The sequence below is a fragment of the Paenibacillus sp. FSL H8-0315 genome, assembly GCF_038005365.1.
In the GTDB taxonomy this organism is placed as follows: Bacteria; Bacillota; Bacilli; order Paenibacillales; family Paenibacillaceae; genus Paenibacillus_AQ; species Paenibacillus_AQ odorifer.
In genome coordinates, this window is the sequence record NZ_JBBOTA010000001.1 from 2,430,797 (window position 1) to 2,455,073 (window position 24,277).

At 45.9% G+C, this 24,277-nt stretch carries 26 protein-coding genes; 3 read left to right on the forward strand and 23 right to left on the reverse strand.

Features of this window, described 5'->3' with window-relative positions:
• Positions 1-70 precede the first annotated feature (70 nt).
• The 16 genes from MHB56_RS10470 to MHB56_RS10545 form a co-directional block, all read right to left on the reverse strand.
• Complete coding sequence (locus tag MHB56_RS10470) at positions 71-1,972, reverse strand: DUF4097 family beta strand repeat-containing protein (RefSeq protein WP_341143554.1); 1,902 nt, start codon at positions 1,970-1,972, stop codon at positions 71-73.
• Positions 1,973-2,017: 45 nt separating this feature from the next.
• Positions 2,018-2,488: a GNAT family N-acetyltransferase gene (locus MHB56_RS10475; RefSeq protein ID WP_076280551.1), complete on the reverse strand. Its 471-nt coding sequence runs from the start codon at positions 2,486-2,488 to the stop codon at positions 2,018-2,020.
• Positions 2,489-2,609: 121 nt separating this feature from the next.
• A complete protein-coding gene (gene gatB, locus MHB56_RS10480; RefSeq protein WP_076179766.1) occupies positions 2,610-4,055 on the reverse strand; it encodes an Asp-tRNA(Asn)/Glu-tRNA(Gln) amidotransferase subunit GatB in 1,446 nt (481 codons plus the stop codon).
• An 11-nt stretch (positions 4,056-4,066) separates the two neighbouring features.
• The gene (gene gatA / locus MHB56_RS10485; protein WP_076128638.1) at positions 4,067-5,524 is read right to left on the reverse strand and encodes an Asp-tRNA(Asn)/Glu-tRNA(Gln) amidotransferase subunit GatA; all 1,458 of its coding nucleotides are present in this window, start codon (positions 5,522-5,524) and stop codon (positions 4,067-4,069) included.
• A gap of 27 nt (positions 5,525-5,551) precedes the next feature.
• Complete coding sequence (gatC, locus tag MHB56_RS10490) at positions 5,552-5,839, reverse strand: Asp-tRNA(Asn)/Glu-tRNA(Gln) amidotransferase subunit GatC (RefSeq protein ID WP_036680166.1); 288 nt, start codon at positions 5,837-5,839, stop codon at positions 5,552-5,554.
• A gap of 249 nt (positions 5,840-6,088) precedes the next feature.
• On the reverse strand, positions 6,089-6,472 hold the full coding sequence (locus MHB56_RS10495; RefSeq protein WP_036680170.1) for a hypothetical protein: 384 nt from the start codon (positions 6,470-6,472) through the stop codon (positions 6,089-6,091).
• A gap of 147 nt (positions 6,473-6,619) precedes the next feature.
• Positions 6,620-7,390 (reverse strand): ABC transporter permease subunit, encoded by a 771-nt coding sequence (locus MHB56_RS10500; protein ID WP_076128640.1) that lies wholly within the window; start codon positions 7,388-7,390, stop codon positions 6,620-6,622.
• Entirely contained in the window at positions 7,387-8,301 is a 915-nt protein-coding gene (locus tag MHB56_RS10505) for an ABC transporter ATP-binding protein (RefSeq protein WP_076128642.1), read from the reverse strand. The genes MHB56_RS10500 and MHB56_RS10505 overlap by 4 nt, the downstream gene beginning before the upstream one ends.
• The gene (locus MHB56_RS10510; protein ID WP_036680175.1) at positions 8,301-8,492 is read right to left on the reverse strand and encodes a PLDc N-terminal domain-containing protein; all 192 of its coding nucleotides are present in this window, start codon (positions 8,490-8,492) and stop codon (positions 8,301-8,303) included. Before MHB56_RS10510 ends, MHB56_RS10505 begins: the two co-directional genes overlap by 1 nt.
• 52 nt (positions 8,493-8,544) lie before the next feature.
• Positions 8,545-8,760, reverse strand: a complete 216-nt coding sequence (locus tag MHB56_RS10515) for a hypothetical protein (protein WP_076128644.1) — start codon at positions 8,758-8,760, stop codon at positions 8,545-8,547.
• Positions 8,757-9,086, reverse strand: coding sequence for a YxlC family protein (locus tag MHB56_RS10520; protein ID WP_076128645.1), 330 nt, complete (start codon positions 9,084-9,086; stop codon positions 8,757-8,759). The genes MHB56_RS10515 and MHB56_RS10520 overlap by 4 nt, the downstream gene beginning before the upstream one ends.
• Entirely contained in the window at positions 9,073-9,618 is a 546-nt protein-coding gene (sigY, locus tag MHB56_RS10525) for an RNA polymerase sigma factor SigY (RefSeq protein WP_076179762.1), read from the reverse strand. The genes MHB56_RS10520 and sigY overlap by 14 nt, the downstream gene beginning before the upstream one ends.
• A gap of 545 nt (positions 9,619-10,163) precedes the next feature.
• Positions 10,164-10,793 (reverse strand): MBL fold metallo-hydrolase, encoded by a 630-nt coding sequence (locus tag MHB56_RS10530; RefSeq protein WP_076128651.1) that lies wholly within the window; start codon positions 10,791-10,793, stop codon positions 10,164-10,166.
• A gap of 4 nt (positions 10,794-10,797) precedes the next feature.
• The gene (locus MHB56_RS10535; RefSeq protein ID WP_076128653.1) at positions 10,798-11,364 is read right to left on the reverse strand and encodes a thioredoxin family protein; all 567 of its coding nucleotides are present in this window, start codon (positions 11,362-11,364) and stop codon (positions 10,798-10,800) included.
• Positions 11,361-11,975, reverse strand: a complete 615-nt coding sequence (locus MHB56_RS10540; protein WP_036680184.1) for a DedA family protein — start codon at positions 11,973-11,975, stop codon at positions 11,361-11,363. Before MHB56_RS10540 ends, MHB56_RS10535 begins: the two co-directional genes overlap by 4 nt.
• A gap of 350 nt (positions 11,976-12,325) precedes the next feature.
• Positions 12,326-13,084, reverse strand: coding sequence for a glucose 1-dehydrogenase (locus tag MHB56_RS10545; RefSeq protein WP_076219277.1), 759 nt, complete (start codon positions 13,082-13,084; stop codon positions 12,326-12,328).
• A 216-nt stretch (positions 13,085-13,300) separates the two neighbouring features.
• Between MHB56_RS10545 and MHB56_RS10550 the strand changes: the two genes are divergently transcribed.
• Positions 13,301-13,639 carry an autorepressor SdpR family transcription factor gene (locus tag MHB56_RS10550; protein WP_076179758.1) on the forward strand — a complete coding sequence of 113 codons (339 nt, stop codon included), beginning with the start codon at positions 13,301-13,303 and terminating at the stop codon, positions 13,637-13,639.
• Positions 13,639-14,295, forward strand: coding sequence for an SdpI family protein (locus MHB56_RS10555; protein WP_076219276.1), 657 nt, complete (start codon positions 13,639-13,641; stop codon positions 14,293-14,295). The genes MHB56_RS10550 and MHB56_RS10555 overlap by 1 nt, the downstream gene beginning before the upstream one ends.
• Here the strand turns inward: MHB56_RS10555 and MHB56_RS10560 are convergent.
• From MHB56_RS10560 to yyaC, 6 genes are all read right to left on the reverse strand, one after another.
• Positions 14,284-16,803 carry an O-antigen ligase family protein gene (locus tag MHB56_RS10560; protein ID WP_341143555.1) on the reverse strand — a complete coding sequence of 840 codons (2,520 nt, stop codon included), beginning with the start codon at positions 16,801-16,803 and terminating at the stop codon, positions 14,284-14,286. The genes MHB56_RS10555 and MHB56_RS10560 overlap by 12 nt on opposite strands.
• 1,301 nt (positions 16,804-18,104) lie before the next feature.
• Entirely contained in the window at positions 18,105-19,295 is a 1,191-nt protein-coding gene (locus tag MHB56_RS10565) for a class I SAM-dependent methyltransferase (RefSeq protein WP_341144370.1), read from the reverse strand.
• Between the two features lie 88 nt (positions 19,296-19,383).
• A complete protein-coding gene (locus MHB56_RS10570; RefSeq protein WP_256717064.1) occupies positions 19,384-20,202 on the reverse strand; it encodes a PhzF family phenazine biosynthesis protein in 819 nt (272 codons plus the stop codon).
• Entirely contained in the window at positions 20,202-20,873 is a 672-nt protein-coding gene (locus MHB56_RS10575) for a DUF6483 family protein (RefSeq protein WP_076282738.1), read from the reverse strand. The genes MHB56_RS10570 and MHB56_RS10575 overlap by 1 nt, the downstream gene beginning before the upstream one ends.
• A gap of 194 nt (positions 20,874-21,067) precedes the next feature.
• On the reverse strand, positions 21,068-21,874 hold the full coding sequence (locus tag MHB56_RS10580; protein ID WP_076220034.1) for an alpha/beta fold hydrolase: 807 nt from the start codon (positions 21,872-21,874) through the stop codon (positions 21,068-21,070).
• A 106-nt stretch (positions 21,875-21,980) separates the two neighbouring features.
• A complete protein-coding gene (gene yyaC, locus MHB56_RS10585; RefSeq protein WP_248549634.1) occupies positions 21,981-22,505 on the reverse strand; it encodes a spore protease YyaC in 525 nt (174 codons plus the stop codon).
• Positions 22,506-22,648: 143 nt separating this feature from the next.
• On the opposite strand from yyaC, the gene MHB56_RS10590 reads away from it, so the two are divergent.
• A complete protein-coding gene (locus MHB56_RS10590; protein ID WP_036680203.1) occupies positions 22,649-22,873 on the forward strand; it encodes a DUF1128 domain-containing protein in 225 nt (74 codons plus the stop codon).
• A 131-nt stretch (positions 22,874-23,004) separates the two neighbouring features.
• On the opposite strand, the gene MHB56_RS10595 is transcribed toward MHB56_RS10590, so the two are convergent.
• Positions 23,005-24,009 (reverse strand): asparaginase, encoded by a 1,005-nt coding sequence (locus tag MHB56_RS10595; RefSeq protein ID WP_341143556.1) that lies wholly within the window; start codon positions 24,007-24,009, stop codon positions 23,005-23,007.
• Positions 24,010-24,277 lie beyond the last annotated feature (268 nt).

Genomic DNA, 24,277 nt, shown 5'->3' on the forward strand with positions numbered 1-24,277 from the left:
ACCGATTTTTCAATATTGTCAACGAAGTCTATACATTATATTTATTATTATATAAGAAAAATTACTTTTTTCAATATTTCCTAACATTTAGATTGCTATTTCCTTCAACATGAAGCTTGAACTCGCCGGTCCCCACTTCACCTGATACTTTTTTCTTATCAATTGTAAGTTCAGGCAAATCTGAAGTAATATCTCCATATCCACTGGATCCATTCACTGTATAGTTGCTTAACATCGGTAAATACAATTGAATGTCACCAACTGCGCTATAAATGTCCCAATCTCCAGCGACATCAGAAGAGCGAACATCAATGGTACCATTTAGAGATTCGGCATGTAGCTTGGATCTGGCTCCATCAACCTCTAAATTACCGTTTTTGGTAGTAATATCGATATCATTGCTATTTCCGATCGCACTAATATTGCCGACAGCCGTCGATAATTTCAAAGCACCGGTAACATCCCAAGCATTCATATTGCCTCCGCTCGTTGTTAAATCAACGCTGCCTTGAACAGATCTGGCACGGACAGCTCCATTCAGTGTTTTTCCCTTAACATTACCAAAGATACGATGAAGGATCAGCTCTCCATTCCCCGTTTCCAGAGAAATGTCTTCAATGGCTTCTACATTCTGCAACGTGATCCCGCCATTCATAGTGCGAACATCGAGGTTAAAGCGGCGATCCTCCGGCAAGTAAATATCTAAATCCATGCGTGGCTGGCGTTTACCGGATTCTCCATAGGCCTTGCTATTCGAGGTGATTTTTATGTTGGGCCCTTCAACAACGTCCACAAAGGACTGTTCTGATATAGCTTCAGCCATCGGCCCATCCAACTGATCTACCCAAACTGTCGTCGTAATTTGAATATCATCCACTGGAGCACGGTGTAATAAAATATCACCATTAATACTATCAATAGATATTTTGGCTGTATTTAATTCCACCGGAACAATTAGCGGGGCTTTCTGATATTTGCTGCCTTTAGCCTCACCATAGTCCACTGCAGCTGCCGTCAGGTTTAGACTGACATTTTTCCATAGATATAAATAATGTTCTTGCTCTGCAACAATAAATACACTCGCAGCTAGCAATATAGCAGATAAAAGTCCACGTAAATCCAATCTGATTCTGGTTCCCTTGGCTGAACGGTTAGAGAAGATAAACATCAGCAGGAACTCAATCCCCCATATCACCGGGATGACTGGCCACCACTTCAAGAGCAGGAGCATATAGTCAGTTCCCTCTCTCCAATCCAAAAACAAAGGAACAGAAATAGCTATCAGTAATATAGAAGCCGTATATCTTCCCACGCGCCGCTTGCGAGGTTCATTGTCTTTACGCTGCACAACTGCTCTGGCAATTTCTCTAGCTCCTATAAATAAGCCACCGCATACTAAAATGACAGACACGGCCATTTCGGCATAATGTTCAATAAAGAACTGGAGCCATGTTGGTTTCTGCCGGAACAGAATAAGCAGGGCGCCCCCTAAGAGCAATAAGAGTCCAAAGGATATCCCAGGCTCGCTGACGATACTACGACGTTTAGGAGCCTCGTTTGCTTTGGTCACAGAAATATCAAGATCATGATCCTCTGGGAAGCGAAGAAGCCTGTCCGCTGATTGCAATACGTCATACACGTTATAGAAATAGATCACTGGAATAATGAGCGCAAGTAAAATAAGCAGTGGAACATTGATCTGCATCCCGATGGATGAGAAATACAATAAAGCTGAGATATCCAAAAGAATTAGAAAGATGAAGGTGATCCCTTTTCGGAGAAGCCCAAAATACAAATGCCCCGTCCCAGGGATGAGAGCTGCCAGCAGTCCAGCAATAAATTTACGTTTGCGGTGGCGCCGCTTCGGACGCGGAGGAATAATCCTCTTCTGTATCTCATTTTCCTTAGTCTCTATATCAACAGAACCTTGCAGTTCTTCCTGCTCTGGGAGCATTGCAGAGTCATGTTTCATTTTGGACTCCTCCTTTCGTAAATAGTTGTCTATGAATATCTTTTTTCAAAGAGAACCACTCCGATGAAATTCAATCAATTCAACTCCTGGAGCGACTTCCTCCACACCGGTAGGCAGAAAACCATGTTTACTGTACAACGAAACGGCAGGTGTATTCTTTTTGCCTGTCGACACAATGAATTGCTCCATCCCTGCAAAATGCTCAAATACATATTCCAAAAGATGGCTAGCGATACCTCTACGAAAAAAGTCCGGCCCCACCATCATTCGTGTAATCGTCAATTTGCCAGGAGATTCTTCCTCTACAGCAACAGCACCCATTAGTTCCTCATCTTTATCGAAGCAGCCATAAAAATCCTCTTTAGAGCTGCTGAGCATTTCTCTCGTCTCCATCAGAGGTGGAATTTCACGAAAGCCTATTAGTTCAGCTTCCAGTCTATAGGCCTTATGCTGAAGACTCCATAATTCATTAACGGTGCTTTCATCCTGCAGATTTAGCTTGTTAATTGTATTCATCCTAACCAGTCCCCTTATATGCCGCTAAGGGCCTGCCGTTGCCGACAAGCCCTTAGCTTATTACATAAGTATATTACCCCAATTATAAACGCCGCTGGCGTCCTTTTACAGACGACAACGTTTAGCTGCTCAATACCTCGATGAGAAGTTTATTAGCAAGACCCGGATTCGCCTTACCTTTACTTTCTTTCATGACTTGTCCGACCAGGAAGCCGATTGCTTTCTGTTTACCCGCTTTATAATCTTCCACTGATTGCGGATTGGCGGCTACGACTGCTTCCACTATCCCTTTAATGGCACCTTCATCGCTGATCTGCACTAGACCTTTTTCCTCAACGATAACAGCTGGCAGTTTACCGCTCTCTAGCATTTCTTTAAATACTGTTTTAGCGATTTTGCTGCTGATGGTTCCGGCTGCAATCAGCCCGATCATCTCGCCTAGCCCTTGTGGTGTAATTTGTACCTGCGACAACTCCAGATTATTACCATTCAAATAGGCAAGCAAGTCACCCATAATCCAGTTAGCTACAGCCTTGGCATCCTGCGTATAGGCAAGACACCCTTCGAAAAAGTCCGCTAACAATTTAGAGGATGTAATGACGCCTGCATCATAAGCTGTCAGGCCCAGTTCCCCGCTATAACGTGCTTTCCGAGCATCCGGAAGTTCTGGAATCGTTGAACGAATGGATTCTTTCCAAGCATCATCAATATGCAGAACGATCAAGTCCGGGTCCGGGAAGTAACGATAATCATGCGCTTCTTCTTTCCCGCGCATCGATAATGTTTTCCCTTGTGCTTCATCCCAGCGGCGAGTCTCCTGCACAACAACTCCACCATCATCCAGGATCTCAGCCTGACGATATTGTTCATACTCCAGTCCACGCAATACACCGCGGAAGGAGTTCATGTTCTTAAGCTCTGCTCTAATGCCGAATTCCTCTTGTCCTTCTGGGCGTAGACTGATGTTCGCGTCACAGCGCATCGATCCTTCTTCCATCTTGACATCGGATACGTCACAATACTGCATAATCGCACGGATTTTCTCCAGATAAGCACGAGCTTCCTCAGGGGAGCGCAGATCAGGTTCGGATACGATTTCGATAAGCGGTGTTCCCACCCGGTTAAAATCGACAAGCGAGGCAAAACCGCCATCTACGTGCGTAAGCTTACCTGCATCCTCTTCCAAATGAAGACGAGTAATGCCGATCCGTTTGGTCTCTCCGTTAACTTCAATGTCGATCCAACCGTTCAGGCCGATAGGCTGATCAAATTGTGAAATCTGATAAGCTTTTGGTGAATCCGGGTAAAAATAGTTCTTGCGGTCGAATTTGCTAACATCACCAATGGTGCAATTCAGCGCCATCGCTGCTTTCATAGCGTATTCTACCGCTTGTTTGTTGAGCACTGGCAATACGCCGGGGTGACCCAAGCAGACAGGACAGGTATGAGTGTTAGGTGGGGCTCCAAATTCAGTGGAGCATCCGCAAAAGATTTTGGAGTTGGTATGAAGCTCTACGTGAACTTCCAAGCCGATGACCGTTTCGTATTTAGACATAAGTAATCCCATTCCCTCCTTTACTACAGCTGTGGACGCTGCTTGTGATGATCTGTATTTTGTTCAAAAGCATGAGCGACACGCAAAATCGTGCTCTCATCAAATTCCTTACCGATAATTTGCAGACCTACAGGCATGCCTTCCGCAAAACCACAAGGAACACTCACAGCCGGAATACCCGCCAAGCTTACAGGAATCGTGAGAATATCGTTCAGATACATGGTCAGCGGATCTTCAGTCTGTGAACCCAATTTGAATGCTGTCGTTGGTGCTGTTGGGCCGATGACCACATCATATTTTTTAAAGATGTCATCAAAGTCCTGTTTAATCAAAGTACGCACCTTTTGTGCTTTTAAATAGTAAGCATCGTAATACCCGGAGCTGAGTGCATAAGTACCCAACATAATACGACGTTTAACCTCAGGGCCAAAGCCGCGGCTGCGGGAATTAAGATATAGATCAAGCAATCCTCCGCCTTCATCTACACGTGCGCCATAACGCACACCGTCAAAACGCGCGAGGTTAGATGAAGCTTCCGAAGAGGACAGCAAATAATAAGCTGCTACTGCATATTCTGTATGTGGTAATGAAACTTCCTCCCAGACAGCACCCATTCCTTCCAGCACTTTAAGTGCAGACAAAACTGTCTCACGCACAGAAGCATCGACACCTGCTCCCAGGTATTCCTTAGGAACAGCAATGCGAAGTCCGGAAACATCACCAGTAAGTGAACTCAAATAATCAGGAATTTCTACTTTAGCCGAAGTAGAGTCTTGGGCATCATAACCAGCAATTGCTTGAAGCACATAGGCAGAATCCTCTACATTACGTGTTAATGGTCCAATCTGATCTAGTGAGGAGGCAAAGGCTACCAGCCCGTAACGTGATACAAGACCGTAAGTAGGTTTGAGACCTACAACACCACAATAGGAAGCGGGCTGGCGGATGGAACCCCCAGTATCCGAACCTAGTGAGAAGAACACTTCGCCCGCAGCTACTGCTGCTGCAGATCCGCCACTGGAACCGCCGGGCACACGCTCTAAATCCCAAGGATTGCGTACAGGACCAAAGCTTGAGTTCTCATTAGATCCGCCCATTGCGAATTCATCCATATTTAATTTACCGATCGTTACGGCATCTGCTTGCTGCAGTTTAGAAGCTACAGTAGCGTTATAAATCGGCTGGAAGTCGCTCAAAAATTGGCTGGCACAAGTTGTGCGCAGGCCTTTAGTTACAATATTATCCTTGATTCCAGCAGGAAGACCAAACAGCAACCCACGTGCTGCTCCGGATGCCAGTTTGTCGTCCAAAGCGCGTGCAGTGCTACGAGCGCCCTCCTCATTCAAGGTCAAAAATGCATTTACGTTCTTATCCCGCTCAGCGATAATCGCCAGCGATTCTTCAGTCAGTTCACTGACCGATACCTCTTTAGCAGTTAACATGCGGTGTACTTCAGGCAATCGATTTTGAAACAGGCTCAAGATTCTTCCCCCTTTCTAATTATGTAGTTATTCCAAAACAGCTGGAACCTTGAAATGTCCGTCTTCATCATCTGGAGCGTTAAGAAGTGCTTCCTCTTGCGTAAGGCTATCCTTCACAACATCCTCCCGCATTACATTGCTGACTTGCAGCACATGCGTGGTCGGCTTTACATTCTCCGTATCTAGCTCATTTAATTTCTCGGCATATTGTAAAATAGCATTCATTTGTTCTGTAAAGGTTGCCTCTTCTTCCGGGCTCAGCTGCAGACGAGCCAGCTTGGCCACATGCTGCACATCTTTAACGGTAATGCTCATAAGAAAAATCCCTCCTGTTTAAAGGGCTAAAGCGCCCGGATAACGTTTTTAATTATATTGTAGAAGCTTGGACAATTCAATGATGGGCTGTAAAACAAACGCTCCTTTATCAAAGTGAAGGGGATTCCTACACATTTTAAAGGAGCGTATCGTTAGTATATTCATAGAGAAGGGTTTTGACAGTCAGTGATTTCACAGCATTTAGCAGCGGTATGACAAAACAAAAAAGCCGGCTTGCGCCGGCCTTCCTTAAATCCAAGCTCGAAGATTCACTTGTTTGATGAAATCCGCTTGGGACATGCTTTCGCTTGACGTTGATTCCGTCTCTTCTATATCCATATCTTCACCGTTCATCAAATGATGGAACAGCTTCTCATTGTACGTGGACAAAGCATAATCAATCAACGCTTCATGCGTTGCTCTCTCAGCCTCAGCTACTAATAAATGTTCTTCCGCCTCAATGTCCTCAGCCGGAACATAAAAGTTCCTATTAGCCTCTGGTACACGAATAACATAGTCAAACGCATTATCGGGATTGCGGTCGTAAGCAATTAGGTAGCCGTATTCCCCGATAGGAAGACTCTGCTCGAAAGCGTCCGCAACAATGACAATCTTCTCTCCTAAACGCAGCATCGCCCTACCTCCTAACCCCAAAATCTTTCAAGATTTTGCTTGTTTCAACAGTCTACTAAAAAAAGATAGAACTGTCTAGTTGAAGGCTGGCCGATCCTACAAATTCTATGAAAATATACTATATTTAATAAAAATATAACTTATGGTTCAAGCGGGTAAGTTATTCTTCCTTGTCAAAAGTGCAGCACCCACTAAACAAATCAAGATCAAAATAGCTGCTGAAAGATAGGGTCCAACCCTGAAGCCTTCTCCAGCCATAAGAATTCCAGCCGATAACCCGGAAAGCCCCGCAGGTGCCCATTCAAACCATGAAGGTAATAAGCTTTGCCCTAATGATAATCCTGCCATTAGCGCTAATGCTAAAAAGGCGGCAACTGGAGATTTTAAAAATCCACTAAACAACAACGTAGCTGAGACAGCACATAACAGCCATAATCCATATACTCCAGAAGCTGCGATGACATCTCCCCAAGATAGTGAACCAATCAACTGCTCCGTGTAGTAAGCTGCGCCCGCTGCACCTAATCCTAGAGCAACGATCAACAGGGTCAGCTGCGCTGCCCATTTAGCGAACACTATTGCGGCTGGAGAAACCGGCCTTACCAGAATTAATTCCATAGTTCCGCTATAGCGCTCACCGGCTAAAACATTCATCGCGCCAAGCGCCAATACTAACATTCCGATCGTTCCGTACTGTCCCAGAGATTGCGCCATCACAGCTGCGGCACTCGGTATTTCATACCCCTCTAGCAGACCTGGGGGAACATCACCTGAAGCTTTTAATATTTCCGGCAAATAATAAGTAGTTAACGGCTGCATAATACCTAATAGGATAAAAACGACAGGTATCCAGATTAACTTATAACTGCGAGCCATTTCGAGCATTTCTTTGCGATAAAGGACCCAGGCGCTTCTCATACTCCCACCACCTTCATAAATAAATCCTCTAACGTGGAAGAACCCGCTTCAAATTGCAGTAATGGAATTTCGAGCTGCGCCGCTTCTTGCAGAATCGTCCATCGGGCCATGTCTACATCGTTCACATTAAAAATCGCCTGATCTCCGAACAACTGAGTCTCTAGTACAAACGGTTTGGCAGCAAGAGACTCCAGCCACTGAATAGCTTTTTCTTGCTTCTCTGTACGTAAACGAATAACAGGAAGGCTGTATTGTGTACGCAGCTGTGATAAAGACCCCTTCTCAGCAATCAAGCCCTGATTCATTAAAATAATATCATCGCAAATTTCTTCTGCATCATGCAGCACATGTGTAGAAAAAACTACAGTTGTCTCTTCACGTATCTCCCGCAGCAGTCCCATTACTTCTCTGCGGCCAATCGGATCAAGTGCAGATACAGGCTCATCAAGCAACAGCAGACGAGGCCGGTGCACAAGCGCCTGAGCCAGACCCAGCCGCTGCTTCATCCCACCGGAGTATCCACCAATCCGGCGACGAGCATCACCTTTAAGCCCTACACGCTCGAGCGATTCCAATGCCCTGCTGGTTGCGTCTTTGGTTCCCATTCCACTAAGCTTTGCAGCGAAAACAACATATTCATGTCCAGTCATCCAACCATAAAAAGCTGGGGACTGTGGCACATATCCTAATCCTCTGCGATATTCGGCTCCAGGACGGCTCCCCTCAAATGAAATCATTCCAGAGGTGGGTTCTAGCAGCCCTGCCAGCATACGAAGTGTGGTCGTTTTCCCAGCACCGTTAGGCCCCAGTAAAGCGACGCACCGTTCTTTCTCAATTTCAAAGCTTATATCATTTACGGAAATATGCGCCCCATAGCTTTTGCGCAAATTCTTAACTTGAAGGAGTGACATCAGACATCTTTCCTTCCTATTGTGAAATAAGCTACGCTGCCTAATATATTTCCGCAAATAATGATAATAATCCACATCCATTTTGGACCACGAACGTTATCCGCTTTGGCCAGAGATATCAGACCAATAATAGCAAGCAAAGCCTGCAGAATAATTAACGGCATGATTAAACCCCATTTTACCTCTTCCATGAAGTACCACTCCTTGTAATAGGATGAAAGGAACGAGCTTTTTACTAAAGCTTCACAACTGCTTATTCCGTCTACGTCGCTCAGGAAGAATAACAACAAGTAAGTAGACTAATGCAGGTGACGGAACTGTAGTAATCGCCCACAATCCCCAGAACCAAGCTTTTTTCCCGCGCCGTCTTGCATCCCGGAACAGTAAGGTCCCCTGCAGCATTAACGCTACTGCTATGCCAAACCACAACCAAAGAGGCACATCCTGCAGCTCATTCATTCTTGTACACCTTCTCTATTTCTTCTGATCCTGGCGATCCCTAAGCCACCCAGTCCTACAATAGGAATGATCGCCTGAATAATCCAATAGATCATGGGTGCAGAAGTGAGAATGGATAAAAATGCGCAGATCAGGATCAATGAGACCCCCCAGAATAACAGTAGTTCTTTGCGTTCCCTTCTCTTTCTCTGCACAGCTGCATCAGCCATTAACCACTCCAGTTCCTGTAACGAAGGTGGGGTGAGGTCATCATATTGCGCATCCAAACGTTCAAGCTCTTCAGTAAGCTTGTGCAAATACAGTTCTGGCTCCTTATCCTTCTCCATCCTCATTCAGCTCCTTTCGCAATTGGTTAAGACCAAGGGACACACGCGATTTGACCGTGCCAGAAGGAATTTGCATGATCACACCGATTTCTTCATAGCTATAGCCATAATAATGCTTCAGCAGCACAGCTACCCTCTGAGCAGAGGGTAGCTTGGAAATGGAATCAAGTACTTCACTCCATTCTTCCCCCCTGCTCTCAAACCGCCAACGAATCGAACGGGTGCCCTGCGCCTGCTGTTCCCGTTTCTTCCATTCTGCCTCACGTTTCCAGCGCCGCTTTCGATCGATAAATATTCTGGTGGCTATCGTAATTAACCAAGAGGAGAACGAAGAAGAACCGTTATAGGTATTGATTTTTTCCATACATCTGACCATCGTGTCCTGTACAAGATCCTCTGCCAGCAACGGATCCATAGTCACTTTGAGTAGATATTTGAACAGAAAAGTATAATGTTCTCGCAGCAGTGAAGACAGTGCTGAAGTATCTCCCTGCTGTGCCCGTCTGATTTTCTCCAGCGCCTGATCGCTCATCTGCCCCTCCATTCAGGATTTCGTTCTTATTTGTAATACGATTATGTATAGTGATTCGTTCAATGCGCTTTAATTTTATTTTTTGAGCTCCCAGAGCTTACGCCGCCATGGCTGAAGCAATCCTGCTTCAGCAGGGAAATGCCAAAAAAGAGGCGTTCTTCTAGGCTCGCCTCCTGAATTCACTGGTATTCTCCCATCCTTATTCTCAGATTGTATGTCCCTGCGTTCGATGGAAGTACAAAAACCGCCCTTTCCAGAACATTCTGAAAAACATCGGCATTTACTGCTGCAAAAACTAGTCCATTTCTCCTTGGAGTCATACCATCCGTAATCCAACGGGTAATATATATTCTTCTCCAATCTATTTCCCCCCATGCTTTTAAACCTATATGTAGACAAAAAAAGAACGCAAACCGGGATTAATTCCGCAGTCTGCGTGCTTCGCGAGGTTAATGTTACATTTAATTAACAATATTGTAGTCCTTTTGTATCCCTTTGTCTATCAAAAATTCCTCGATTCTTGTCAGTTCTACTAGAATGATTGTTTATTGAGGGATATAAGGGTTACGAACTTTTTCAAAACCGATGGTTGTTCGGGAGCCATGACCTGGATAAACCTTCACTTCATCATCCATTTTGTACAGCTTGCCACGAATAGAATCGAACAAATCACGTTCCCTGCCACCAGGCAAATCGGTGCGCCCAACTCCCATCTTAAACAGCACATCTCCAGAGAATAAATCATTCCCGCATAGGAAGCTGACACTGCCCGGAGAGTGCCCAGGTGTATGGTACACGCGGAAGGTATGTCCGATGAATTGCAGAACTTGTCCTTCTGCCAGATCATATTCTGCAGGATCTGTAGTTAAAGGAGATGAAACATCAGGCCACATCAATGAACCATTTAGCTTAGGGCTGCTGAGCCATTCACTCTCTAGTGGATGTAAATAAACAGGGCATTTCTTAGCTTTACGAATTTCGTCTACGCCGCCCATATGGTCAAAGTGCGCATGGGTCAGCAAAATAGCCTCGATCTCCATCCCTTCAATACTCCGCACTAATGCCGCAGGATTCATACCGGGATCAATAATGATACCCTTCGTTGGATCCGCACCTGTCAGCAAGTAGGCATTGGTCTGAAGCGGACCTAAATTAAACGAACGTATATTTAGCATTGGTCTAGAATCCGGAAATCAGACTTCGCAGCTCTTTTGCGATAACTGCCTGTGATTCCGTTCCTTCCCCATAAGCTTGCCCCATAGCCTTACGTACTTCTGCGATTTTGCTGTCGTAATCAGCGGCCTCGCGATCAGGATTCTCACGTTTGAACTCTCTCATTAGGCTCTGCACATGCTCTGGACGAGGACCCCAATGTCCAAGCACATATCCGCCGGTATCTGCAAAGATCACAATCGGAACAGATCTTCCGCCCATGGTCAAGAATTCATCCATAAGCTCCTGGTTCTCCTCCAAAATGAATACCTCTGTCTTCATTCCGGCAGTCTCCAAAATACGGAATACCGCAGGGACATTACGAACTACATCTCCACACCAATCAGCGGCAAGGATAAGTACCCGCAAATCATCACGATGGTTCAGGCTTTCAAAAAATTCCTTGTCACTCTCATCTTCCCAAGAAAACTTCTCATACCAGGATTCAAAAGCCTGCTGGTTCTTCGTCATGCTTTCTACAAATTGGCGCGGTGTAAGACCTTTTCCAAATTTATGAGCTACATTCGGTTTCATTTTGCAGTCCCCCTCTTCTTGGATTTAAACCACTTATACACAAAATAAATGATGATTAGTGCTAACGCTACGAGAATAATTTCGTTGGTATACTTAGCTGCTACCTCGTCAATATCTTCCCACTTATTCCCCAATGTCATACCGAGATATACGAACAAAGCACTCCATGGAATAACAGCAAGTGTAGTCAATAAAGTGAACTTACCTAAAGGCATACGAGAAATCCCCGCTGGAACGGAAATGGCATGGCGAACAACGGGAATAAAGCGTGCCGTAAAGATTACGCCTGTCCCATATTTATTGAACCACTCTTCCGAATGATCAATATGCTTTTTTTGGATAAGAATATATTTCCCGTATTTCTCCAGTACAGGCCTGCCCCCATAACGGCCAATCCAATATACAAAGATCTGGGCAATCACTCCGCCTATCGTACCAAACAATACTGCGCCGAAAAAATTAATATCTCCACTCCATACCAAGAAACCACCGAAAGCCAATACAATTTCACTAGGAATAACTTCAATCATCAGTCCGATCATAATCCCAAAATAACCAAGACTCTGAATCCATTCAAATAATGTCGAGATCAGATCAGAAATAAAATGCAAACGTGCTCCTCCTCCCTTTTCCGCAGAATATGGCTACATGTATCAAGCTAATCGCCTTTGGCATCTTTATAAGACACTAAGCGTTTAAGCGAGTGAAATATAAGAACATAAAAGCATAGATACTAATCTTATACTTTCTTATATTTTTAAAAGCTTTGCCGCTCTGCTATATTTTCCAGTTTCTCTTAGCCTATTCTAGCACAAGCAACCTTATCACTTCTACTTACGCGGCAAGCAGCTTCCATCTTCCAATCCATACTTAAAAAGAGTTTGAGTAATAGGCATAAACAAAAAAGGTGAACAAATTCCACCAATAAAGGGAAAATGAACACCTTTTTATCTGCGCTCAATCAATAAGCCATCCAGCCGGCATCCGCCGTTATCACCGATCCATTCAAAAAGCTTGCAGCATCTGAAGCTAAAAATAAAGCTACCGAAGCAATCTCACTGCTCTCCCCTGTCCGTGGCATCGACGCCATACCTTCGCCCGCTTTTTGACTCCCAAAAGGACTTGGATCAGACAGATCAATATTTGTCTTTACCCCGCCCGGTGCTATGGCATTACAGCGAATTCCAAGCTTAGTGTATTGAAATCCTATATTTTTGGTCATCCCGATTACAGCATGCTTAGAGGAAGTATAAGCCACTCCCGCACGCGAGCCCGCTAAGCCGCCAATAGAGGCTACATTGATGATACATCCGCTTTCCTGCGCCATAAAAATCGGCAAAACCTTACGAATGGCTCTCATCGGACCGGTTACGTTGACCGCAAGCACCTGCTCCCACAAGTCATCAGTGATCTCGTGCGCTGGCGTCATTTTATCCATAATTCCGGCATTATTAACAAGGATATGAAGGCCTCCGAACTGTGTGGTTGCGGCATCAATCATTCGCTGTGTGTCCTCTTCCTTCGAGACATCAGCCTTTACGGGGTAGACGACTCCGTGTCCCTCACCCTTTTCCGCCTTTTTGGCTACCGCTTCTACATTCGCCAGATGGATGTCCGCAGCAATCACTTTAGCACCCTGTCGGGCAAAAAGCAGAGCAATCGCTTCTCCAATCCCCGATCCTGCACCCGTAACAACTGCGACTTTATTGGTTAGTATCATATATCCGCTCCTCTGCGTCGTATGTTCGGTGCATCAAAGAATGCATGCCCATCGTTAGTATTAACACGAGTAGGCTTTGGACGGTCCTTAATTTTAAAGATTCGGTGACACTTTTACACACGCTATTGCTGAGTGAATACTGCATTGACAGCTATCAAAGCAAAGAGCTATTATATATTTAGATAATTATTTAAATATCGAAAGGCAGGGTGGAATATGAATGAATCCTTCAAAGCACTAGCTGACCCTACCCGTCGCCAAATCATTCGGTTACTAAGGGAGAAAGATCGAACCGCAGGTGAAATCGCAGATTTTTTCAACATGTCTAAGCCAAGCATTTCTCACCATCTGAATGCGCTGAAGCATGCCGATCTTGTACAGGATGAGCGAAAAGGACAATTTATTATGTACTCGCTAAACACAACAGTCCTCGAAGAGGTTCTCGGTTGGTTATTGGAGCTCACTGGGACAGGTAAGCAAACGGAGACGGAGAGTAAATCACTGGACGGAAAGCAGCAACATCAGGATATCGATTCCAAAAAGGAGGCGGATTAATGATGAAAGATTTCAAATGGAGATGGCAGGATACCCTCATCGTAATATTAGGTTTAGCTACATTAGCCTACGCTCTGATCAATTACAGCAAGCTTCCGCAGGAGTTACCGGCACAATTTGGAATTACGGGTAAGGTCAACAGATACTGGGACAAAAATATAGCTATTTTTGTGTTCGGAATCTTAGGCATTGTGCTCCCGCTGATCATGCAGTTCACACGCAGCATCGACCCTAAGCGGGACAATTACAAAAAATTCGAAAATGCCTATGCCATGAGCAGACTTGCTATTGGGATGCTTTTTAATCTAATGCTGGTGCTGTCGATTGCTTACGGTCTAGGTAAAGATATAAATGTTGGGAAGATCGCCATAGGCGCTGTTGGAATAATGTTTATTGCTCTTGGCAACTACATGCCACAGGTAAAAGATAATTACTTGTTTGGGGTTCGTACAGCCTGGACGCTCGCCAACCCTGAGGTATGGCGAAAAACACATCGTCTATCCGGGATAATGTGGATGATCGGTGGCCTACTTATTTTTGCAGGAGCCTTTTTGAGCGGAGCCTTGTCTAAGCTTCTTATTATTACGGCACTCGTACTTGCAATTATCGTGCCCATTCTCTACTCCTGGATGATTTCACGTCCGCTAAAATCGTAAAGCCAGCATACTAAGCCGTCGACTCAAGTCGTCGGCTTGTTCTGTCATTTGGAACTCACGGTCATTATGTTGCCCTCCTTTATTAGCCTCTTCTTCTGCCAACCTTCTATATTCCAGAAGAAGTTCATTCCCAGAGGCGACGCAGACTAGGCCTTCCTTTCGATTTCCTTCTGCAAGCTTTTTTTGCCCCATAAGAAGCATCCCTTCAATCGCCTTCACCCACTTGGCATTGTTGTACTTATCCAGCCTAAGGCTCTGGCCTATCCAATATAACGCTGCCCCCGGATGGTCACTGCTCATCCATCGTTCAGCCAGCTCCCAGCTTAAGCTTGCATTCTCGGGAGAATACAACAAACTCTGCCGAAGCAGACTCACGCTCTGTTCACCCGAGAGCAGCCTAGATAATGCTATAGCCGTTCGAGGTGACCGGGGATTCCACCCCAGCGATTGCTGTAGCAACTCTACCTTCACCGAAGGATCCACCGACATAATCGCTTGTCGATAGAACTTCTCTCCTTGAGCGGCGTGAAAAGATAGCACCCCCAGCAGAAGCGAAAAACAACATACCGTAGTTCCGATTAGTTGGCGAAGGCGGATTTGGGGCGATTTCTTGGGTGTGGGGTAAGCGATTAGCGGATTCGTAGGTGTAGTGACATTGGTGAGCGGGTTCGTAGATGTGGATTGAGCAATTAGTGGATTCGCTGGTGTAGAGTGAGTGATCAGCGGATTCGCTGGTGTAGTGACATTGGTGAGCGGGTTCGTAGATGTGGATTGAGCAATTAGCGGATTCGCTGGTGTAGTGACATTGGTGAGTGGGTTCGTAGATGTGGATTGAATTGGCAGCTTGGTCTCAGACTGAGGGTGGGTTGGCGCAGATTGAGGGTGGGTTGGCGCAGATTGATGTTTCTGCTTATCCTCAGCCAGAGCAAGCGCTGGCAGCCAGAATAGCAGCAGCCAAAATAATCCGTAGCTCCAGTCAAAATCGACGACGCTGTGTAAGACGATGACCAGAAACGGCGGCAGCAACCGCGGCGATTTAGTAGCCAGCAGCCAGCCTGCTGCCAACAGCATAAGGAGTATGGCTGCAAGACCAACGAATCCTAAGTTCAACAGGATGTCGAGGTATCCATTATGCACCTGGCTGCCTACATAAGGGCGAGATTGGGCGGCAAGGTATGCATGCCGCCAAGTCTCACCCCCACGTCCCAGCCAAGGTGCCTCTGCCGCTAGCCGCCAGGCGTCGCGGTAGAACAGCCCGCGAGCGGATACCGTCGATGACGGTCCGGTGATCCGCTCGCGCACGTGCAGGAGGACGGCGATCCCCGCCGCCGTCCAACCTGCCGCCGCCAATGCCAGCATGGCGGCTCGGGCAGTGCCCGCCGCGCTGCGCTGGCGGCGGCACAGCCACAGGCCGGCTAGCAGCGCGCCGGCCCAAAGCCCGGCCAGCAACAGCAGGCCGGGCACAGGCTCTATCGCCAACCCGGCACGGGCCAGTTGGCGGTAGAGTAGCGCCGCGACGGCCACGGGCGCGGCGCCAGCAGCAAGAAGCGGCGCGATTAGCTGCCGCTTCCAGAGCAAGACGGCGGCGCAGGCGCAAGCCGCCGTCAGCCATGCGCCGCGCGACTCGCTGAGGAGCAGCGCGGCGGTGTACGGGAACAGCGGCAGCAAGCGCAGCAGCGCGGCGGTCGTGCTTCCCGCTTTTCCCTGCTCCGCTTCCACGCCTCCTGCCCCTTTGCTCCTCCGTTCTGCTTCTGCGCACTCCATCCCCAGCCCAACACTTCTTGCTCCCAACATATTCACGCTCTTTTTTGGCTCCCCGTAATAAACAGCAACAGCAAATAGCCGTTCCAGCAGAAAAACAGCCATAACAGCACCAAAAGCATTCGGATATTCCATCAATCCTGCTAACCTAACCCCTGTGGCACTCACTTCCGATGAATTGCTGTAGGCCACAGCGAAAGGCAACTTTACCACTCCACAAACAGCCAACAAAGCGCTCATGCTCAAAAACATACCCGCCATAGACCAAGTTACATTTACAATCCGCCGCCCCACCCGGTTCACCGCACAAAAACAAACCAATAATGCAAAGCTAGCATACAAGCCCCACCGCAGCGTTTCATTCATAGTTCCCTGGGAGGAAAGCGGCCCGCGCAACCAATGAATCACATAAAGTGATAGAATAATTAAAGGGACGCTTAATAATATTCTTAACGCTTTATTTTCTCCGCTAACTTCACTACCTTCACTACCTTCACTAACTCCATTGACTCCCGTAATACCACTTACTGCACCTCCCCCACTTTTTCTCCATGCGCCAACCCCAATAAGATAATAAAGCGAGCACGTACAACACAACACAAACCATAAAGTTAGAAAGGGATACATCTCCTCAGTAAAAAACAATCCCCGCAACAAACAAGCACCCACCCCAGCCGTTATCACTAAGGCTCCACACATATATGCGATTGATGATTCCAGACTCCGGTCTTTTTTAAAACGCCACATTTAGATACCCCTGTATTCGTTAATTTATCTCTATCCTTTCCACATTTCACTAATACAAGACTAGAACGCAAAAAGACGATACCTCTCCACAAAGGAGCCGCACCGCCCTAATTCCCATAAAAAGCTATATAATTGTAAAAAGTGCAGCTATTCCCGTGCTCTCGCCGCTTACTTCCACTTTAATTGTATTTTGTGCAACTGTTTTTCAAGAATCCCGCCATATGCGGAGTATTGTTCGTTTTTAAGTGTACAAAGTGCAACTAAATTACTAAAACGCAGCTTCTGAGCATATCCAGTTGCACAAAGTACAACTAAACCAACTCGCCATTAGATCACACTAGCCGTACCGTCCTAACCATTAGATCGCACTCACTGCAACATCCTAGCCATTAGGTCACGCTAGCTGCACTATCCGAATTCTCATCAAAAAAGCTATATAATTGTAAAAAGTGCAGCTATTCCCGTGCTCTCGCTGCTTACTTCCACTTTAATTGTACTTTGTGCAACTGTTTTTCGAGAATCCCGCCATATGTGGAGTATTGTTCATTTTTAAGTGTACAAAGTGCAACTAAATCACTAAAATGCAGCTTCAGAGCATATTTAGTTGCACAAAGTACAACTAAACCAACTCGCCATTAGATCACACTAGCCGTACCGTCCTCACCATTGGATCGCACTCACTGCACCATCCTAACCATTAGATCGCACTAGCTGTACTATCTGAATTCCCATCCAAAAAAGCTATATAATTGTAAAAAGTGCAGCTATTCCCGTGCTCTCGCTGCTTACTTCCACTTTAATTGTACTTTCTGCAACTGTTTTTGAAGAATCCCGCCATATGTGGAGTATTGTTCATTTTTAAGTGTACAAAGTGCAACTAAATCACTAAAATGCAGCTTCAGAGCATATTTAGTTGCACAAAGTACAACTAAACCAACTCGCCATTAGATCACACTAGCCGTACCGTCCTCACCATTGGATCGCACTCACTGCACCATCCTAACCATTAGATCGCACTAGCTGTACTATCTGAATTCCCATCCAAAAAAGCTATATAATTGTAAAAAGTGCAGCTATTCCCGTGCTCTCGCTGCTTACTTCCACTTTAATTGTACTTTGTGCAACTGTTTTTCGAGAATCCCGCCATATGCGGAGTATTGTTCGTTTTTAAGTGTACAAAGTGCAACTAAATCACTAAAACGCAGCTTCAGAGCATATTTAATTGCACAAAGTACAACTAAACCAACTCGCCATTAGATCGCACTCACTGCAACGTCCTACGCTTTCTACCTTAATATCCTCTACCCTTCTACCGAACTCTCAGTAGGAAGCAGATCCGCGCATACGCGTTCGAGGTAGGGTTTTGCTCCCAGAAAATCGCGGAATGCGGTGTATTCGCGCCATTTGACGGAGTTGTCCCCGGCTGAGCTCTTAACGGCACGAATCAAAATGTTCTTCGGTGTATTCTCCAGATCGATGAATTCCAGCAGCTGGCTGCTATAACCCATCATGTCGAGCAATTTGGCGCGAATGGCGTCTGTAGCCAAGGCGGAAAAACGCTCTTTCAATATGCCATGCGAAAGCATAGGGCTCATTACTTCATTTTCGATTTGTGCGAATAATTCATGCTGGCAGCAAGGCACGGACAAAATAACAGACGCTCCCCAACGTACTGCTTTTTCAAGGGCAGCATCGGTAGCTGTGTCACAAGCATGAAGTGTGATCACCATGTCCACCTGCTCCAGCTCATTATACTCGGCAATGTCACCCACGAAGAACTTCAAGTGATCATAACCGATTTTGGCAGCAAGTTCGTTACAATGCTCAATCACATCTGCTTTTAAATCTAACCCAATGATATTAAGCTCCCGCTTCTTGCGAACGGTCAGATAGTGATACAGCGCAAAGGTCAAATATGATTTTCCACAGCCAAAATCCACAATCGTCAACGATCGGCCTGTTGGCAGATCGGCAAGCACGTCCTCTACCATCTCCAGAAAACGATTGATCTGCCGAAACTTATCATATCTTTTGGCCAGCACTTTACCTTCTTTATTCATGATTCCAAGCTCCACCAGAAATGGCACAGGCTCTCCATCCTCCAGCACATAACGTTTGCGACGGTTGTGAGCTAGATCCGGCTCTTCCTTTTTACTTGGAGACTTGGTTAGGATTGATACTTTGAATTTCTTACTAATAAGCACCTGATAATCGGCTTCTACTGTACACAACAAACCTTGCCGATACGTTTCTCTAAATAAAAGAGATATTTCTTCCGCCGCTAACTCAGCGGGTACGTTGCGATGTTCTACCTTTGTACCAATATAGGACGCAAACTGATAATGCAGCTTCCCCTTTAGTTCAACAGGTTTAACCTGCACTTTGGTACAATTTTCGCCTTTATAACGTACTTGACTTAGGGTAGCCGTAATCAAAGTACGGTCATTAATTAGTTGTTCAATTAGAGCTGTTAAAGATTCCACAACGCACATCTCACTTTCGGGATTAAAAATGGAGAATCTATGTCTCCTAACCATCATCGTTCATTATATCACGTGTTAACAAGGGGCGTTCCTTGTTCTAGCAGGGCTTAACATGCAGCTCACCACTAACTATAGTTAATGCTCGCCCAGACAACTTAATCTCGTCTTTACTTACCTCTAACTGAAGCAAACCTCCACGTTTCGAAGCTTGATAAGCGGTCAACTGCGTACGATTGAGTCTATCCGCCCAAAAGGGTGCCAGTGCAGTATGCGCTGAGCCTGTTACCGGATCCTCATTCACTCCTACCTTCGGCGCAAAAAAACGTGATATACAATCAATACCTTCGATAGAGCTTTCTGCGGTAACCGCGAAACCTCTCCCTTCAAGCCCGGATAAAGCTCCGAAGTCAGGGCTGAGTTCGCGAACCCGGGCTTCCTGATCCAGTCGTACAAGTACATTGTCAGCATATCGCATAGTTTCCACCACATTGGCTTCTGCAATACCAAGCGCTGCTGCGAGACCTGAAATTACAGGAGAGGGTTGAAGCTGATAAGGCGGGAAGTACAGTGAGATCAAATCTCCTGAACGAGAAGCTCTGAGCAACCCACTGCGTGTATAGAACCTTGCTTCCATGTCAGGCGCTAGCAATCCGCTCTCCCATAGTACATGCGCACTTGCTAGAGTCCCATGCCCACACAGCTTGACCTCAACTTTAGGTGTAAACCATCGCAAGCGATATCCATCTTCCTCTGGCCAGAGAAAAGCTGTCTCTGACAAGTTCATTTCCGCTGCTGTCTTCTGCATATAACCTTCATCGACGGGATGCTCCAGTAAACATACCGCCGCAGGATTGCCTGAATAAGCCTGTTCTGCAAAAGCATCGATAATATATAAAGGGATATTCATCGTATTCATCAGGTTCCTGCTTCCTTTCGTATCCCTGTTACCCTGCCCCACTCTTTTAACCCCTGCTCTACTTCCTCCAGAGGAAGGGCACCTTGTTCCAATTCTGCAGATGATTTGAGCAGCAGCCGATTGTACAGCTTATCCCCTTCTATTACAACATCTTCTCCTTGCTCCCACAGCCGGTAGAGGCTGTCCTCCGCTTTACTATATCGTCCTACCGACTCCATATACTCCAACAGTAGCCGCTCCGTTTTAGACGGGAGACGATAGGCCTGCACATCCTGCAAGAGTTCATCAATTTCCTGAGTCATATGCAGCAGCTCCCTGTCTGCTCCATGAAGATCCGCGTACAAATATAAGTGTAAAGCTCTCATACTTCTAAATAATGCTGCATCCTTATCGCCATTTGCCGCATAAATGCTGCCTTCTTCCTTCAGCAGTTTGGCCAGACCTTGAAGCTTATCGGACTCAACCACACCGCCGAAACGAAACATATCTATGATATCTTCTACAGATAGTGAATTTAAAAGACGTGAATTCAGCGGAAAATGCCGGTTCAACAGCTCATCGATTTCCCATAAAGCTTCTGTCGTCTTCCGTTCCTGCTTTAGAGAAAATACCTTGGCAACCATCGCCGTCATATCTTCGATCATCCGGACAATATAGTCTCTTCGAAACATGCAATTCCTCCTTTTCCGTACTGTGGTAGCAAAAAATTCAGGACTCAGACCACTTAAGTTATTCTATTGATTTATCTTAAACCATTGCCGAATTCTATGCCAGTTAAGGAAAATACCAGATCATTAGATAGCCCTTAAAAAAAGAGGCAGCACACGCCATAATGGCGCCGTGCTGCCTCTTTGTAGATGATTTTTTATACGCGGCTATTGTCTAAAACGGAAGCCTGAACAAAATCCTTTATGATCTCGGCTAATCGTTCAGGAGCTTCAAAAAGACTCATGTGGCCTGCACCCGATATCGTTGCTTGCGTTATATTCGGTTTATCCGCAGTAAAAGTTCGTTCAGCAGGAATCAATCCATCCTGCTCGCCAGCAACAAGCAATACCGGCAACGTAGTGGCCGTAATTACATCCCGTCGATCTGGACGCTCACGCATCGCCAGTGCAGCTCCTGCCGCTCCTTGTGGAGGCGTTTTGTAGCCGATTTCTTTAGCGCGCTCCAGCAACTGTGGGGATACAGAAGCGGTTGCTTCAGCAAACAATCCTGGTACGAAGCTGTCTACGAAAGGAGTAATCCCTTCATTTTGAATCGCGCTGACACTCTTCAGTCGTTTTTCCTTAGCTTCTTCACTATCTGGATAAGCAGTAGAATGAATTAATCCAAAGCCTTTCAATCGAGAAGCATAACGCTGAGCAAACGATAGCGTAATATATCCGCCAAGCGAATGACCAAGCATGATGCATTCAGCAATCTCCAGCGAATCTAACAGACCCAGAACATCATCTGCCATTTGTTCAATACTATAAGGTCCTAATGGAGCTTCCGAAGCTCCGTGACCACGTAAATCGGGAGCAATCACTCGGTAGCCGCTGCTTAAGACAGGAATGACTTGTTCCCAATATTCAGCGCTTCCACAAAAGCCATGCAGCAATACAATAACTTCGCCTTTCCCCTGATCACTGTAGCATATATTGCTTCCGTCACAACGAACTCTTTCCATGGCTGCTTCCCTCTTTCTAGAATACTAAGATAATGTCTAATATCTATTATTAAGCAAAACAGCCCGCCTTGAAACGGACAACTTATTTTTAAGTGCCCAATGGGTACTACTGGAGTCCGAATCCTTTTGCTGCCGCTATAGCGATATGTTCTGCCATAACCATCACTCTATGCAGTGGAGTGGTCTGCAACGTTCTATAGGGTTTCGGGCCATTCATATCTACAACGGCCGCCAAACTATAGTGACCTACGGCTGGAAGATTTGCCCCCACCGATTGTGCAGGCTGCAGTGGCTCACTCGAAACGAAGTAATATCCAAGCGCGATCGGAGGACCCAGACAAGCATCTACCGCAACTACAATATGCCCGGAGGGAATCTCAGCCACTCTGGCCACCAAGTTATCTGCATCGCAAGGAGACGGCAACGTACCGATTACATGTCGGAAGCCATGTTCCACAAGTTTGCTGCCCGTCAGCGGACCGAGTGCATCTCCTGTAGATCGATCTGTTCCAATGCACAGGAACGTGACTTCCTCGGCGGAATGCAGAGCAGCTATTTCCATGAAAAAGGACACTAATCCAGCATCGTCCATTTTAATGCGTTTTCCGCTTCCCTGTTCTCTGATTGCCAATACATTTCCTCCCTTCGATGATATTTTTGATCTCATGCCTTTAATTTAACATGATTTCAGGGAACCCGACAAAAAAATGGTGGTCAAGCTGCCAAACATGGTAAAATACATGAATCAGTATACAGAGAGGATGTTTTAACCTAATGGATTTAACAAAGCCTAGTCAGGAAAATGTTGAGTATATGATCGAGGCTATCAAAAACAAATTAAAAATGGCCAGTGCCGCGGCGATGCAAGCCTCCGCTTTTTCAGTAGATCATTATGAAGATATCTATGATGTTTATGAGGTAGCCATGGGCAGCGACAGACTAAGTATTTCTCAGGTGGAAGCACTCGTCTCCGAACTCGGCCGTCTACGTCATAAATAATAGGTCTCCCTATTACAAGAAGAACCGATGTTGCCGTCCTTTAAAGATGACTACCGCTTCTCGTAGAAAAAAGCCCTTTGCTGCGTATCCAGAAGATGGATTCGTAGTCGAAGGGCTCTTTTTATATGATCCTACTTTATGAAATTAAGCTTGAACTCGGTATCCGCATGGCCTACTCGTGTACCCCCGTCATTGTAAATCACGCCTGAAAATGCATTGCGCAGCTTTTCCAAGGTATTTTTCTGACTATAACCAATTTGATTTAAAATTCCCTGTACAATAAGTCCCCACTCTTCTTCCGATCCGTCCAGAATCTTGAAGGCAATCCCCAGTCGCTCATGGCGTAAGCCAAAGCAATAGACACCCTTAAATCCACCCTTAGCAATAATATTATCATCTTCCAAAAGAATAGAATCAAGGCGACCAGATCCAGAAACCATCTCCGGATAAGCATTCATTGCCGTTGTAATAGTAGTAACCGCTTTGCGAGTAGCTTCATCTGCAATCAAATCCGGATTGGCTAATTTCAAATAGGCCGTCGCCAAGGCGGTCAGAGGCAGAGCAAATACCGGCAGCCCGCATCCGTCCGTACCTAAACCGATACTGTCTGGGGCCACACCGGCCATATAAGCAATGGTGTCGATAATCTCACGCTGCACCGTTTGCTCCGGCTGTGAGTATTCTTCAAGCGGCAAACCTTTGAGCTTACTGTAAGATAAGATACCCATGTGCTTGCCCGCACAGTTATGATAGAACTTTCTTTTGCCCGCACCACGAATGGCGTTCTCCCTACTGGAATAATCCAGCGGGTAACTCGTTGCACAGATCATTTGTTGCTCATCGATGCCAATCTTGGAGGATATGCTCTCTAGCGCAGCTACATGGTAGCTCTCTCCCCGATGAGAGGCGGTCATCAGGGCAACCTCTGCGGGTGTAAAGCCGTAATGCTCCACAATCCCCCCACGTACGCCTGGAATAGCCTGAAGGGGTTTAGCAGCTGAACGGGTGAACGATACAAATTCCGGATCACCTGCATACCCCTTTAAATTTCCGTTCTCTCCTACGATGGCAATATGCCCACTATGGACACATTCCAGCAAATCCGCCCGATACTCTCGTACTAATACGGTTTCCATGATTTCTCTCCTCTTTAACTAGATGCTCTATAACTCACAAGGACTTATTAGTATTCACATTTAATAAATGCTAGAAAATAACCCCGTGCTCCGGGATTTTTGAGTACTCCACAAACTCCCTTAAGTGTTGGTTCCATGAGGAATTCTACTCCTATTTTCATTATTCTTCAATCCTGTCCCCACCAAGAAGATTTTAGAAACCGGATAAAATATAAAAAACCGCTTCCTTCTCAGAACCTTGATCTCTGAGTAGAAAGCGGTTTTTATG